11 protein-coding genes are annotated in these 14,963 nt (G+C 38.4%); 3 read left to right on the forward strand and 8 right to left on the reverse strand.

The features are described 5' to 3' along the window. Positions 1-167: 167 nt before the first annotated feature. The 5 genes from carB to WKT13_RS07085 all read right to left on the reverse strand — a co-directional run bounded on the left by carB (position 168) and on the right by WKT13_RS07085 (position 9,136). Positions 168-3,398, reverse strand: a complete 3,231-nt coding sequence (gene carB, locus WKT13_RS07065) for a carbamoyl-phosphate synthase (glutamine-hydrolyzing) large subunit (RefSeq protein ID WP_340323372.1) — start codon at positions 3,396-3,398, stop codon at positions 168-170. 10 nt (positions 3,399-3,408) lie between these two features. Continuing rightward, positions 3,409-4,485: a glutamine-hydrolyzing carbamoyl-phosphate synthase small subunit gene (carA, locus tag WKT13_RS07070; protein WP_340323373.1), complete on the reverse strand. Its 1,077-nt coding sequence runs from the start codon at positions 4,483-4,485 to the stop codon at positions 3,409-3,411. A 9-nt stretch (positions 4,486-4,494) separates the two neighbouring features. After that, positions 4,495-6,390, reverse strand: coding sequence for an amidophosphoribosyltransferase (locus WKT13_RS07075; RefSeq protein ID WP_340323374.1), 1,896 nt, complete (start codon positions 6,388-6,390; stop codon positions 4,495-4,497). Between the two features lie 39 nt (positions 6,391-6,429). Further along, positions 6,430-8,274: a glutamine--fructose-6-phosphate transaminase (isomerizing) gene (gene glmS, locus WKT13_RS07080; protein WP_340323375.1), complete on the reverse strand. Its 1,845-nt coding sequence runs from the start codon at positions 8,272-8,274 to the stop codon at positions 6,430-6,432. Between the two features lie 76 nt (positions 8,275-8,350). After that, complete coding sequence (locus tag WKT13_RS07085) at positions 8,351-9,136, reverse strand: polysaccharide biosynthesis/export family protein (protein WP_298618423.1); 786 nt, start codon at positions 9,134-9,136, stop codon at positions 8,351-8,353. Positions 9,137-9,330: 194 nt separating this feature from the next. Between WKT13_RS07085 and WKT13_RS07090 the strand changes: the two genes are divergently transcribed. Beyond that, positions 9,331-10,380: an asparaginase gene (locus tag WKT13_RS07090; protein ID WP_340323376.1), complete on the forward strand. Its 1,050-nt coding sequence runs from the start codon at positions 9,331-9,333 to the stop codon at positions 10,378-10,380. Between the two features lie 63 nt (positions 10,381-10,443). Then, positions 10,444-10,986 carry a rubrerythrin gene (gene rbr, locus WKT13_RS07095; RefSeq protein ID WP_298618421.1) on the forward strand — a complete coding sequence of 181 codons (543 nt, stop codon included), beginning with the start codon at positions 10,444-10,446 and terminating at the stop codon, positions 10,984-10,986. Positions 10,987-11,107: 121 nt separating this feature from the next. Here rbr and WKT13_RS07100 read toward each other — a convergent pair whose 3' ends face one another. Genes WKT13_RS07100 through WKT13_RS07110 form a run of 3 tightly spaced genes read right to left on the reverse strand, consistent with a single transcriptional unit; the run spans position 11,108 to position 12,742 of the window. After that, complete coding sequence (locus WKT13_RS07100; protein ID WP_340323377.1) at positions 11,108-11,563, reverse strand: DUF4293 domain-containing protein; 456 nt, start codon at positions 11,561-11,563, stop codon at positions 11,108-11,110. Positions 11,564-11,568: 5 nt separating this feature from the next. Beyond that, entirely contained in the window at positions 11,569-11,898 is a 330-nt protein-coding gene (locus tag WKT13_RS07105; protein WP_298618419.1) for a DNA-directed RNA polymerase subunit omega, read from the reverse strand. 10 nt (positions 11,899-11,908) lie between these two features. Continuing rightward, positions 11,909-12,742, reverse strand: coding sequence for an outer membrane protein assembly factor BamD (locus tag WKT13_RS07110; RefSeq protein WP_298618430.1), 834 nt, complete (start codon positions 12,740-12,742; stop codon positions 11,909-11,911). A 142-nt stretch (positions 12,743-12,884) separates the two neighbouring features. Here WKT13_RS07110 and uvrB point away from each other — a divergent pair, with 142 nt between their 5' ends. Continuing rightward, positions 12,885-14,945: an excinuclease ABC subunit UvrB gene (gene uvrB / locus WKT13_RS07115; protein WP_340323378.1), complete on the forward strand. Its 2,061-nt coding sequence runs from the start codon at positions 12,885-12,887 to the stop codon at positions 14,943-14,945. Positions 14,946-14,963: the final 18 nt, after the last annotated feature.

Genomic DNA, 14,963 nt, shown 5'->3' on the forward strand with positions numbered 1-14,963 from the left:
AATACTAATGAGACATTAAAACTACCTGTGAGTCAAATAAGTTGTGAAACATCTTACTAAACAAACTCACGATAAAGTCTACCGATTCAGGATTACATTATTCCAAATAAAAATAAAAGCAGATGATATTTTATCATCTGCTTTTATTTTTATAAAAAGATATAATCTTATTTATATTCAGCCCAACTCTTAATATCAATATCACTGAGTTTCATTGTACAGAAAGCATTAATAAATGCACTGGCCAAACGACTGTTTGTAACCAAAGGCACATTGAGATCGATGGAAGCACGACGAATCTTATAGCCATCGGTAAGTTCACGTGGTGTAAGATCTTTCGGAATATTTACAACCATATCTATCTTCTTCTCATGTAATAATGTCAATGCTTGAGGTTCCATTCCCTCTTCAGACGGCCAGTACACACGAATATTACGTACCCCATTTTCGTCCAAATATTTGGATGTACCTCCTGTAGCATACAGCTCATAACCATGCTCTACAAGTTTCTTGGCCGCATCAAGCATCTCAGCTTTCTGCTTTGCACCACCCGTTGACAGAAGTATGGTTTTCTTTGGTATTCCCTGTCCAACAGCAAGCATACTCTTGAGCAATGCGTCATTGGTATCATCACCCAGACAACCAACTTCACCCGTAGAAGACATATCCACACCCAAAACAGGATCGGCTTTTTGCAATCTGTTAAATGAGAACTGCGAAGCCTTAATACCGACGTAATCAAGGTCAAACAAATTCTTATTCGGCTTCTCAACCGGCCGGCCCAACATTACCTTTGTTGCAAGATCAATGAGATTCAGTTTGAGAACCTTGCTTACAAATGGGAATGAACGCGAAGCTCTGAGGTTACATTCTATAACAAGTATATCATTATCACGGGCCATGAACTGAATATTGAAAGGACCTGATATATGCAGTTCTTTTGCTATCTGGCGGCTGACACGCTTTATTCTGCGAACAGTTTCTACATAAAGTTTCTGAGGCGGGAACTGTATTGTCGCGTCACCTGAATGAACGCCAGCAAACTCAATATGCTCAGAAATTGCATATGCAATAATCTCACCTTTATTTGCAACCGCATCCATCTCGATTTCCTTAGCATGCTCAATGAAACGACTTACAACGACAGGATGATCCTCTGATACATTTGCAGCCAACTTCAAGAAGCGCTCCAGTTCGTCACGGTTTGAACAAACATTCATAGCAGCACCCGACAACACATAAGAAGGACGAACGAGTACTGGGAATCCAACCTTATCTATGAACTTGTTAATATCATCCATTGAAGTAAGAGCACTCCATTCCGGCTGGCTAATATTATTGCGTGTCAACATTGAAGAGAACTTAGCACGATCTTCCGCATTATCAATATCCTTTGCAGATGTTCCCAATATCGGCACGTTCTGTGCATCAAGCTTCATTGCAAGATTATTTGGAATCTGTCCACCCGTAGAAACTATTACGCCATATGGACATTCAAATTCTATAATATCCATAACACGTTCAAATGTGAGTTCATCGAAATACAGACGATCACACATATCATAGTCTGTTGAAACAGTTTCAGGGTTATAGTTAATCATTACAGAACGATAACCTTCCTTGCGTATAGTATTCAATGCCTGCACACCGCACCAGTCGAACTCAACAGAACTGCCAATTCTATAAGCCCCTGAACCAAGAACAATTATTGACCGTTTGTCATGATCAAATGTAATGTCACTTGCAACACCAGAATACGTTACATACAGATAATTGGTATGTGCCGGATACTCTGCAGCCAAGGTATCAATCTGTTTTACAACAGGAAGAATACCATAGTTCTTACGCAACTGACGGATTGTAAGCATAGCTTTATGCATGTTTCCGACTTCAGCCTCAAGACCGACAGCACGTGCTATCTGGAAATCAGTAAAACCATAGACTTTAGCTGTCTTCAACAATTCCTTATCAAGGTTATTCACACTCTTGAGCGCCTTCATGCGTTCATCAATATCGATAATATGCTTAAGTTTCTCAAGGAACCACTTATCAATCTTTGTAAGTTCATGTATCTGATCGATAGTGTACCCCTTGTGCATTGCCTTCGATATAATGAAAACACGCTTGTCTGTCGGTTCACGTAAAGCTACGTCAATATCGTCGATTTCCAGCTCCTTATTCTCAACAAAGCCATGCATGCTCTGACCGATCATACGCAAACCTTTCTGAATGGCCTCCTCAAAGTTACGACCGATAGCCATAACTTCACCAACAGATTTCATTGATGAACCGAGTTCCTTATCGACGCCGCGGAATTTGCTCAAATCCCAACGCGGAATCTTACATACTACATAATCTAATGCAGGCTCAAAGAATACACTTGTTGTTTTGGTTATTGAATTTTTCAACTCAAAAAGTCCGTATCCCATACCGAGCTTTGCTGCCACAAATGCGAGCGGGTAACCAGTTGCTTTTGAAGCCAATGCAGACGAACGACTAAGACGGGCATTAACCTCAATAACACGATAATCCTCACTGTTCGGATCCAAAGCATACTGCACATTACATTCTCCGACAATACCAATATGACGTATTATCTTTATTGCCAACGAGCGCAATTTTTGGCTTTCACGGTCTGTCAATGTCTGTGTTGGAGCGACAACTATACTTTCGCCTGTATGTATTCCTAACGGGTCGAAGTTCTCCATGTTACATACAGTGATACAGTTGTCGTAACGGTCTCTCACAACTTCATACTCTATTTCCTTCCATCCCTTCAAGCTTTTCTCAACAAGAACCTGAGGAGAGAATGAGAATGCTTTTTCAGCAAGACGGTTAAGTTCTTCTTCATTATCGCAGAAGCCACTTCCAAGTCCGCCCAAAGCATAAGCCGCACGAAGAATCACAGGATAACCTAATTCGGCAGCAGCCTTTCTTGCTGCCTCGATCGTCTCACAAGCCTCACTCTTTATTGTTTTGACATCAATCTCATTAAGCTTTTCGACAAATAGCTCACGGTCTTCCGTATCCATGATTGCCTGAACAGATGTACCCAACACCTGAACTCCGTACTTGTCAAGAATACCTTCACGATACAAAGCCACGCCACAGTTCAGCGCAGTCTGTCCACCAAAAGCCAACAAAATGCCATCAGGTCTCTCTTTCTCTATAACCCTTTCTACAAAATAAGGCTGTACCGGAAGGAAATAGATCTGATCAGCAACGCCTTCAGAAGTTTGTACTGTTGCAATATTAGGATTTATCAAAACAGTTTCCACACCTTCCTCACGCAAAGCCTTAAGTGCCTGGGATCCGGAATAATCAAATTCTCCTGCTTCTCCAATTTTGAGCGCACCAGAACCCAACAACAAAACTTTCTTTATATGGTCGTATTTCATACTATTTATTTTACTTTAATGTATCAACAAATTTATCAAACAAGAACTCTGTATCCAATGAACCAGAACGAGCTTCAGGATGGAACTGACTTGAGAACCAAGGATTTACCTTATGTCTGATGCCTTCATTTGAGCCATCGTTCATGTTAACAAAAAGTTCCTCCCAATCATGACCAATTGTACTTCCGTCAACTGCATATCCATGATTCTGAGTCGTGATATAACAATTATTGGTTCCAACCATACGTACCGGCTGATTATGTGAGCGATGACCATATTTCAACTTGTAAGTCTTGGCCCCTCCGGCTTTTGCCAACAGCTGATTTCCCATACAAATTCCACAGATAGGCTTACGTGACATCTGCATATATTTGCGCAAAACAGCAACAGCGTCTTCACACATCTCAGGATCTCCAGGACCATTTGCAAGGAAAAGACCATCAAACTCCATATTTGTATAATCATAATTCCATGGCACACGGATAACTTCAACACCACGATTTATAAGACACCTTATTATATTTGCCTTAACACCACAGTCAACCAGAACGACCTTTTTACCAGCACCTTCCTTATATCGAATAATATCGCGGCAACTTACCTTATCAACAAAATTCACTCCTTCATAAGTCGCTGTCGGAACATTATCAGGTTCGTCGTCAAAAAGTATCTTACCCATCATGACACCATGCTCACGGAGAACTTTTGTAAGTTCTCTGGTATCAATTCCTGTTATACCCGGCACATGCTCACGCTTCAACCAATCCGCAAGACTTTCTTTCGCATTCCAATGTGAGTAACGTTCGCTATAGTCTGTTACAATAATAGCCGAAGCATATATCTTATCGCTCTCCATAAACAACGGCAAATTATTATCATCATAGGAAAATGACGGAACACCATAATTACCGACAAGAGGATAAGTCAAGACCATCAACTGGCCTGCATATGAAGGATCGGTCAGTGATTCCGGATATCCTACCATAGCAGTATTAAAAACAACCTCACCGGCTACAGGTGCTTCATAGCCGAATGATTTTCCATGGAACTTAATTCCGTTCTCCAATACTAAAGTTACGTTTCTCATTTTATGATTTTAGAATTTCTTTTCGTTCTGATAAACATTCTCTACGTAATTCACAAAAGCCTGATTACATAATTTTGTACCACCAGGAGTCGGATATTTTCCTGTAAAATACCAATCTCCCTTATGATTCGGTATTGCCTTATGTAATCCGTCAATAGACTGAAATACCAATTCTATCGGAGTTGTCACCTCTGATGGACGCAATATTTCAACGATCTTCTTATTTATTTCATCAACAGTAAACGGTTCGTAGATATCACGCACACAATTACGCATTTCTTTTGGATTCTTACATAATTCCTTCTTACATGAGTTATATGTATCTGTGATCAAATCATACATTCCTCTCTCTTTCAGTAATTCTATAGTTGCTCTGAATGCACAGAATTCCTCAAGACGTGCCATGTCAATTCCATAATAGTCAGGATAACGAATCTGAGGAGCACTACTAACTATAATAATTTTTTTAGGATGCAATCTGTCCAGAATTCGTAATATACTTTCTTTCAAAGTAGTTCCGCGCACAATACTGTCATCTATAACAACAAGATTGTCAACATGTGGTTCTATACTTTCATAAGTTATATCGTAAACATGCGAAGCCAAATCATTTCTCGAATTTCCTTCTGTAATAAATGTTCTGAGTTTGATATCTTTCCATGCAACTTTTTCAGAACGTACATAATCTCCGAGAATTACATCCAACTCCTCTTTTGACGGTATATGTCCCAGCTCCTGTATCTTACGAACCTTGCTTTCGTTTACATAACGTTTGAAACCTGTCAATAATCCATAATACGCAACCTCAGCTGTATTGGGAATGAAAGAGAAAACTGTATGTTTCACATCGTAATCAACAGCCTTTAACACGGGTTCATACAGACTTTCTCCTAATTGTTTACGTTCTTTATAAATGTCTCTGTCACTACCACGACTGAAATAAATACGTTCAAAAGAGCATGCGTGATTACCTTTAGCTGGCATAACATTTTCTATTGAGAAATCGCCGTTTCGTTTTACCAGCAAGGCCGTTCCTGGCATCAATTCCTTCACATCCTCACATTCCAAATCAAATGTAGTCTGTAAAACAGGACGTTCGCTTGCAACTGCAACAAATTCGTCATTTTTATAATAAAAGGCAGGACGTATACCCCACGGATCACGCATAGAAAACATTTCCCCACTACCTGTTATTCCACAGACAACATACCCTCCATCAAAATCAGTCATTGTGCTTTTCAACACATTAACCATTTCTACATGGTCATTTATATATTCTGTTATCTGTTTGTTTTCCAATCCAAGCTCTTTTGCTTTGACAAAATTCCGTTCCACTTCTCGATCCAAGCGATGCCCCATAAATTCCAACATAATATAAGCATCGCTATATATTCTCGGATATTGCCCCTGCAGTGTAAGTTTCTCGAAAATTTCATCTACGTTTGTCATATTAAAATTTCCGCAAAGACAAAGGTTCTTAGCCTGCCAGTTATTTCTACGCAAGAATGGATGAACATAAGATAATCCGCTTTTCCCTGTTGTAGAATATCTCAAGTGGCCCATATACAACTCACCTGCAAAAGGTAAACTGTTCTTTGCAAACTCAACATCGGCCAATTGCTCTTTGTTAAGATTTTTCAGATCGCGATGTGCATAACCAAAAATTTCAGTTATGGCATCTTTTCCTTCTGCTCTTTCGCGAAACATATACTCTCTTCCAGGAGCACTATTAAGTTTCACACATGCCATACCAGCTCCCTCCTGTCCACGATTGTGCTGTTTCTCCATCATCAAATAGAGTTTATTCAATCCGAACATCCAAGTGCCGTACTTTTCTTGATAATATTTCAACGGTTTAAGCAATCTTATCATTGCAATTCCGCATTCATGCTTTAAAGGTTCCACTATATATTCTAATTATTTATGTTTATACTTCTATGATTATTATTCTACGGTTACTGATTTTGCCAAATTTCTTGGCTGATCAACATTCTTTCCTTTACATACTGCCACATGATAAGCCAGCAATTGCAATGGTATAACATCAATAAGAGCCTCGAAACATTCCATCGTAGACGGTAGTTCAATAACTTCATCTGCAATACGACTAATTGTATCGTCTCCTTTACTTACAAGTGCAATCACTTTCCCCTGACGAGCCTTTATTTCTTGAATATTGCTTAATACTTTTTCATACATCTTATTATGTGTCGCAATAACAACAACTGGCATATCTGAATCTATAAGTGCAATCGGTCCATGCTTCATCTCCGCAGCAGGATATCCTTCAGCATGAATGTAGCTTATTTCTTTTAATTTCAAAGCCCCTTCAAGTGCCACAGGATAGCTATACCCCCTACCAAGATAAAGGAAATTGTGAGCATAAGTGAACATCCTGCTTAAATCAGCAATTCTATTGTTAAGTTTCAATACCATCTGCATTTTTCCCGGTATTGCTAACAACTCTTTTATTATCTCAGAATACTCTTTCGTATCAATAATATCTTTCTCTTTTGCCAAAGCTAGTGCAAACATTGCAAGTACGGTAACTTGTCCGGTGAAAGCTTTGGTTGAAGCCACACCAATTTCCGGCCCAACATGGATATAACTGCCGGTATCTGTTGCCCGTGGAATACTTGAGCCAACAACATTACAAATACCATAAATAAACGCACCTTTCTTTTTCGCTATTTCTATTGCAGCCAATGTATCAGCCGTTTCACCGCTTTGAGAGATAGCGATAACAACATCATTTTCAGATACAACAGGATTTGAATAACGGAACTCACTGGCATATTCAACAGCTACAGGAATACGGCAAAAATTCTCTATCAAATATTTACCAATAAGTCCAGCATGCCACGAAGTCCCACACGCCACAATTATAATACGTTTTGCATTTAACAATGTGTCTTTATGATCAAGAATAGCACTTAATATTATATTATTACTCTCGTCACTTACACGACCACGCATACAATTTTTGATACATTCTGGCTGTTCAAAAATCTCTTTCAACATGAAATGCGGGAAGCCCCCCTTCTCTATTTGTCCAAGATTTAAATCAACAGTCTGTATCTCAGGGTTCAACTCGCGATTGAAAATATTCACAACTTTCAATCCTTCATCCTTACGAATTACCGCAATATTTCCATCTTCCAGATAAACGACCTTATCTGTATATTCAATTATCGGAGATGCATCTGAACCTAAAAAAAACTCATTATCTCCGACACCGACAACAAGAGGACTTTGTTTTCGTGCTGCGATAATCTGATTTGGATTACTCTTATCCAAAATTGCTATCGCATACGCACCAATAACCTGATGAAGTGACAATTGTACTGCTGTCAACAAATCAAGTTTTTTCTTCTTCTGAACGTATTCAATAAGTTGGATTAAAACCTCAGTATCTGTATCAGAGCGAAAATGAACACCATTTGAAATAAGATTACGCTTAATCTCGTTATAATTCTCAATTATACCATTATGGATTATAGCTAAATTTTTTGATTCTGAAAAATGCGGATGTGCGTTTTTTGAAGAAGGTTCTCCATGCGTTGCCCAACGAGTATGTGCAATTCCAACATGTCCACTTATATTCTTATCCTTGCAATAATCCTCAAGATCTGAAACCTTGCCTTTTGTCTTATATACATTCAGTTGATTATCATTATCAATGATAGCTACTCCCGCACTATCATAGCCACGATATTCCAATCTCTTTAATCCTTTTATCAAGATAGGATAAGCATCCTTGTTTCCTAAATACCCTACAATTCCACACATAATCAAACATCAATAAATAACATAAAACAAACGTTAGACATATTTTAAAACAAGATGCCTAACGTTCATATTTAAATTAATTTCTTAAAATATTAATTACTAATGATGCAAGTGAAGTCAATATACTAACTCCCGAGAGCCATAATGTTGTAGACGCTCCAATAGAAGACGATTTCGCCTTCACACCATTAGGCTGTACATATATTATATCATTCTGCTGAACATAATAATATGGAGAATTTATAAAATTTGCGTCATTAAGATTTATTCTTACTTGACTCTTTTGCCCCAGTTCATTTTCGCGAATTAACAATACATTATCGCGTTTACCATATATCGTAAGATCTCCTGCTTGTGCCAAAGCCTCTATCACGCTCATCTTCTCTGAATTCACAGGAACAACCCCCGGACTATTCACTTCACCTGATACCGTAACACGGAAACTTGACATTCTCACTGTCACGACAGGATTTTCTGTTCCCGACATATAAGGCATTATTTTTTCACGTATCAGATCTTCACACTGTCCTTTGGTCAAACCAGAAACATGCACTTTTCCTATTACGGGGAAATTTATATTACCACTATTATCCACAAGATATCCCTGCATATCTGTCGCTGTAGTATTTCCTCCCGCGACAGAATAAAGATTGAACGGGCGCGCTGCATCCGGATTTGTCGTATTTACTATAATAGACAACATATCTTTCGGCATAATTTTAGCATCATACAACCCTTGTGATGCAGAAAGATCCACATTGTCTATATTCTGGAAATAAGCAACATGCTTGGCACTAGAACAACTATCCAAAAGCGCCACAGTAGTCATTAAGACAATAAGATTGAAAAATAATCTTTTCATAATAAAAAGAACTGAACAATTAATTTTATTTTGCAAAAATACGATTATTTTTGATAATGACAAAGGTTTATCTGATTTATTTAATTGTATGCATCCATACACATTTACAGATTTAATTTAAACAAATAAAATCTTGTAATTTATTTCAAAAAATAATCTTTTTATCGTATCTTTGCTACCTCAATACATTTAATATGAGCCACAGATACAGTATTAATTATAGCAAAGTTTTGCTTATATATACAGGTGGAACTATTGGTATGGGATGTAATCCACAAACGGGAGCACTTGAACCATTGGATTTCAACCATCTTCTAAGCAACATGCCTGAATTCTCGTATATAAAAGCAGAAGTAGATACATATCAGTTCAGTAATCCTGTTGACTCGAGCGACATGTCGCCAATGATGTGGATTCAACTTGTAAACATTATATCGGAACGTTACGATCAATATGATGGATTTGTTGTACTCCACGGAACAGATACAATGGCATATACAGCTTCCGCCTTGTCATTTATGTTGGAAAATCTGACAAAGCCTGTCATTCTGACTGGAAGTCAGTTACCAATAGGACAACTCCGTACAGATGGTAAAGAAAATTTAATAACAAGTATTGAGCTCGCTTCTGCCAAGAATCGCAATGGACACGCTATTGTTCCTGAAGTCTGCATATATTTCAGCGGCAGACTTTTAAGAGGAAACAGAAGTACAAAGCAGAATGCAGATGGCTTCAATGCATTCAATTCCTTCAATTATCCTCATTTGTGTGATGCCGGAGTTGGTTTTACATTCAATCATCATTACATACTAAAGCCTGACTTCTCACATCCAATGATACCCCACACAAAACTGGATCCCAATGTCGTAATCTTTTCTCTTTTCCCTGGAATACAAGAAAACATTGTTAGACACGTTCTTGAAGCGCCAGAATTAAGAGGAATTGTAATGAGAAGTTATGGTAGTGGAAACGCGCCACGCCAGGAATGGCTTCTACGAATCCTAAGAGAAGCTAGTGACCATGGAGTCACTGTTGTAAATATAAGCCAATGCATATCCGGATGTGTAGAAATGAACAGATACGATACTGGTTATCAATTAAAAAATGCCGGCGTTCTAAGCGGTTATGACAGCACGGTAGAGAGTGCTGCTACAAAATTAATGTTCCTACAGGGCAAATACTCAGATAACAATCTAATTAGAAGAGACATGAGCCGATCCTTGTGTGGTGAGATAACAATTTGACTTTGCTTTTATAAAAGCACATATTCATTCAACTTTATGTATCACTATTATTAATTTAAAACTATGAAAGAATTAAAAGGAACAAAAACAGAAAAGAATCTGTGGGAAGCTTTTGCCGGAGAATCTCAGGCACGTAATAAATATTCCTACTATGCATCAAAGGCCAAAAAAGATGGTTTTGAGCAGATCGCAGCTATTTTTGAAGAAACTGCAAACAACGAAAAAGAACATGCAAAATTATGGTTCAAATATCTGCACAATGGAGAGATAGCTCCAACCATGGAAAATCTCAAAGATGCTGCTGCAGGAGAGAATTACGAATGGACAGATATGTATGACCGCATGGCAAAAGAGGCCGAAGAAGAAGGCTTCACTGAAATTGCAGCAAAATTCAGAGGCGTTGCAGCAATAGAGAAACATCACGAAGAACGCTATCGTAAACTACTGAAAAACATTGACGATAAAGTAGTATTCTCCCGTGAAGGAGACTGCATTTGGACATGCCGAAACTGTGGACATATCGTTATTGGTAAATCAGCCCCACAGATATGCCCGGTATGCAATCACCCACAAAGCTATTTTGAATTAAGAAACGAAAACTATTAACACTTCAAAATAAGTAAATACAAGAAGAGATGTTTGTTTCAACATCTCTTCTTTTTATTTTATAAAAATGGGCGCATCATACAAATGATACACCCATTTCATTATATATTTTCACTAATTATTATCTTATTCTATCAGCTGCTCTGACTAACTTTTCATCATCCAGAATACCCTTCCTTGCCATCACCAAAAGAATTATTGATATGAGTGGAAAACATGCAGCTACTGAGGGTTGAAAACTATAAGCATCCCCACTTATCAATTTCACACAGACTCCGTATACAACATACCATAACACAAGTATAAGAATATTGAATACACACAAACGGCTTTGGAACATTCTGTTTTTAAAAGCACCAATTGCCTTTAAACACACCGGACACGTGATCAACAGTATGAAAAACAACCATGCAACAGAATACTCATGACGTCCATCATTAAGCAACCAAAGATTAAACATCTGTTTACCAGTCCCCATCATTTCCTTTGGTTCAAAAGTTCCTACAGGAAGACACAAACATGCTATTGTTAGCAAAAATGAAAGGAAAAGGAATACTGTCTGTTTACGCTGTAACATATTTATCAATTCTGATTATCCTTTGAAGGATCACGATAATATATATTACCATCCACAAACTCCTGTGTCGCTAACAAAGTCGGTTTTGGCAGCTTCTCATAATAACGCGAGATCTCGATCTGCTCACGATTCTCAAAAACCTCTTCCAAAGAGTCATTATACGAAGCAAACTCTGCCAGTTTCTTATTAAGATCCTGCTTTATCTCCACTGCAATCTGATTTGATCTCTTTGAGATAATAGCAACACTTTCATAAATATTACCTGTCTCATCACACAAATCCATAATGTTTCGTGTAACGGTATTGACCGGTGCTTTCGACTTTTTGTAATCCATATATAAACTTTTATTCTTTAGTTTTTGTATATTCCTTACATTTACCTATATATTTCTCGGCAAGATTTTTCTCCTTTGAATCAGGAAACTCATTCAAGAAGCCATAACATTCATCTTCTGCATCCTGGAACCTCTCAAGTTTCTTTTCCTCTACGCTCTGTTCTGCCAATTCAAATTTACTTTTCATTATAAGCAAGGCAAAATCCTCGCGCATAGAAGTATAAGGATAATCTTTCAATGCATTTTGAGCCGTTATGATACAAGCCTCATAGTTGTTACCACCATATGTGCAGTTTCCAAAATACTGTCCCATATCATAATAAAGACGTGCCGAATAATATTCTTTTAGTACAAGTTTATCTTGAAGCTCAAACATACGCTCCTGAGCAAGCGACTTATACTTTGCTTCCGGAAAAAGATCAAGATATTCCTGAAATGCAGCAATAGCTGCAACCGTCTGCGACTGATCCAAACGCGGCTCCGGCGTACTCATGTACAGACTCTGACCAACATAAAACTCAGCCATTTCGGCATATATGCCTTTGGGATAGCTTGAAAAATATTTTTTAAAAGTAGCGGCTGCGCCCTCATAATCCTTACTGAGATATTCAGCCATCGCCAGCATATACAAACTTTCCTGAGCGTTATCTGTACCTTTTTGCATTGTTACAAGTTCCTGAAGCAGAGTCGAGGCTCTTGTATACTTGCCATTTACAAAACACTCTTTCGCATATTCATATTTGAAGGAGTTATCATATGTCTTATATACATTATTAAATTCGTTCGAACAACTTGATAAAATTGTCGAAATTGCTATGATAACACCAGAAGTTATTCTTTTCATACTCCAAGTTTTGAAGTGCAAAAATACATATATTTCATTTATAAACAAAGCAATAGCCTTCTTTTTTAGCAAAAAATCACGATTAACCCTCTTAATTGTGAGTTTTTTATTATTTTTGTTATCTCTCTTCAAACTGTTTATTATGAACTTCAAATTAACATCTAATTATTCTCCGACTGGAGACCAACCAGAAGCAATAAAACAACTTACAGATGGCATCAACAGAGGCGAACACGCCCAAGTACTGTTGGGAGTCACCGGTTCCGGAAAAACATTCACAATGGCCAATGTTATCGCAAACATAAATCGCCCGACACTAATCTTAAGCCATAACAAAACATTGGCTGCCCAACTTTACGAAGAGATGAAAGGTTTCTTCCCGCAGAATGCTGTTGAATATTATGTTTCTTACTACGACTATTATCAACCGGAAGCATATCTTCCATCAACGGATACATATATTGAAAAAGACCTTGCTATAAACGAAGACATCGATAAATTGCGCCTGTCTGCCGTTAGCGCATTACTTTCCGGCAGAAAAGATGTTGTTGTTGTTTCTTCCGTATCATGCATCTACGGTATGGGAGGCCCAACCGCTATGGCCAACAGTGTCATTAAAGTAAGAAAAGGACAAACCATAGACCGAAACGATTTTTTACGAAAACTAGTGGATGCCCTATATCTGCGTAATGACATAGAACTTAAAAGAGGAAATTTTCGAGTGAAAGGCGATACTGTGGACATATTCATGGCCTACAGCGACAATATCCTACGTATAATATGGTGGGACGACGAAATAGATTCCATTGAAGAACTTGACAGTGTCACATTCCAGACATTGGCAACATTTGAAGAGTATCAGATATATCCAGCCAATCTGTTTGTTACCTCCAAAGAACAAACAAACCAAGCAATAAGAATGATACAAGACGACCTTGTCAAACAGATAGATTTCTTTAACGGTCTTGGGGATACCATTAAGGCACAGCGAATTAAAGAGCGTGTTGAATATGATATGGAAATGATAAAAGAACTCGGTCACTGCAGCGGTATCGAGAATTATTCACGATATTTCGATGGCCGACAGGCAGGTGACAGACCATATTGCCTATTGGACTTTTTCCCAAAAGATTATCTCTTGATAATAGACGAAAGCCATGTTAGCGTACCACAGATAAATGCAATGTACGGCGGAGACCGTGCAAGAAAACAGAATCTTGTAGAATACGGTTTCAGGCTACCGGCAGCATTTGACAATCGCCCTCTCAAATTCGAAGAATTCATGAGTATGATAAATCAGGTTATCTACGTTTCAGCTACTCCAGCTGATTTTGAACTCAACGAGTCAGAAGGCATCATTGTAGAACAGATAATACGTCCTACCGGACTATTGGATCCGGTAATAGAAGTACGACCAAGCGAAAATCAGATAGACGACTTGGTTAACGAGATCATCGAGCGTAACGAACGCGACGAACGTACACTTGTGACCACACTTACAAAAAGAATGGCTGAAGAACTTACAGAATATTTGCTCAATCATGGAATAAGAGCAAACTACATACACAGCGACGTAGCAACACTCGACCGCGTAAAAATAATGAACGATCTTCGAAACGGATTATTCGATGTGCTTGTGGGAGTGAATCTGCTACGCGAAGGTCTTGATCTTCCGGAAGTTTCACTTGTTGCAATCCTCGATGCCGACAAAGAAGGATTCCTCCGTAGCCGCCGTTCGCTCACCCAAACCGCTGGACGCGCTGCACGAAATGTGAACGGAAAAGTCATTATGTATGCAGACACAATAACCGAAAGCATGCAAAAAACTATAGACGAAACTAACAGACGCAGAACAATACAGTTACAATACAACAAAGACCACAACATCACACCACGCCAGATAAAAAAAGACATAAAAGGAACACTCCCCGTTACCGGCAGCGAAAAAGAAGCACATGCCGATATACGGCATATTGAAAAGGAAATCAAATATCGCCCGTATATAGAACCAGAGAAAGATGCAATAGCTGCAGATCCGATAATAAAACGAATGAGCAGAAAACAGTTAGAAAAGAGTATTGCTGACACTACAGCTCTTATGAAGCAAGCTGCAAAAAATCTCGATTTCCTCCAAGCCGCACAATATCGCGACGAAATTGTACATCTTCAGTCGCTGCTTGAAAACTATCCGCATGAGAAATGAAAAGTCTGAATACTCTCA

Origin of the sequence: Prevotella sp. HCN-7019 (assembly GCF_037890215.1) — a bacterium.
Taxonomy (GTDB): domain Bacteria; phylum Bacteroidota; class Bacteroidia; order Bacteroidales; family Bacteroidaceae; genus Prevotella.

Bases quoted from the DNA above. Each gene is read 5' to 3' on its own strand.
- carB (WP_340323372.1), bottom strand. From the start codon at position 3,398: ATGAAATACGACCATATAAAGAAAGTTTTGTTGTTGGGTTCTGGTGCG.
- carA (WP_340323373.1), bottom strand. From the start codon at position 4,485: ATGAGAAACGTAACTTTAGTATTGGAGAACGGAATTAAGTTCCATGGA.
- glmS (WP_340323375.1), bottom strand. From the start codon at position 8,274: ATGTGTGGAATTGTAGGGTATTTAGGAAACAAGGATGCTTATCCTATC.
- WKT13_RS07085 (WP_298618423.1), bottom strand. From the start codon at position 9,136: ATGAAAAGATTATTTTTCAATCTTATTGTCTTAATGACTACTGTGGCG.
- WKT13_RS07090 (WP_340323376.1), top strand. From the start codon at position 9,331: ATGAGCCACAGATACAGTATTAATTATAGCAAAGTTTTGCTTATATAT.
- rbr (WP_298618421.1), top strand. From the start codon at position 10,444: ATGAAAGAATTAAAAGGAACAAAAACAGAAAAGAATCTGTGGGAAGCT.
- WKT13_RS07100 (WP_340323377.1), bottom strand. From the start codon at position 11,563: ATGTTACAGCGTAAACAGACAGTATTCCTTTTCCTTTCATTTTTGCTA.
- WKT13_RS07105 (WP_298618419.1), bottom strand. From the start codon at position 11,898: ATGGATTACAAAAAGTCGAAAGCACCGGTCAATACCGTTACACGAAAC.
- WKT13_RS07110 (WP_298618430.1), bottom strand. From the start codon at position 12,742: ATGAAAAGAATAACTTCTGGTGTTATCATAGCAATTTCGACAATTTTA.
- uvrB (WP_340323378.1), top strand. From the start codon at position 12,885: ATGAACTTCAAATTAACATCTAATTATTCTCCGACTGGAGACCAACCA.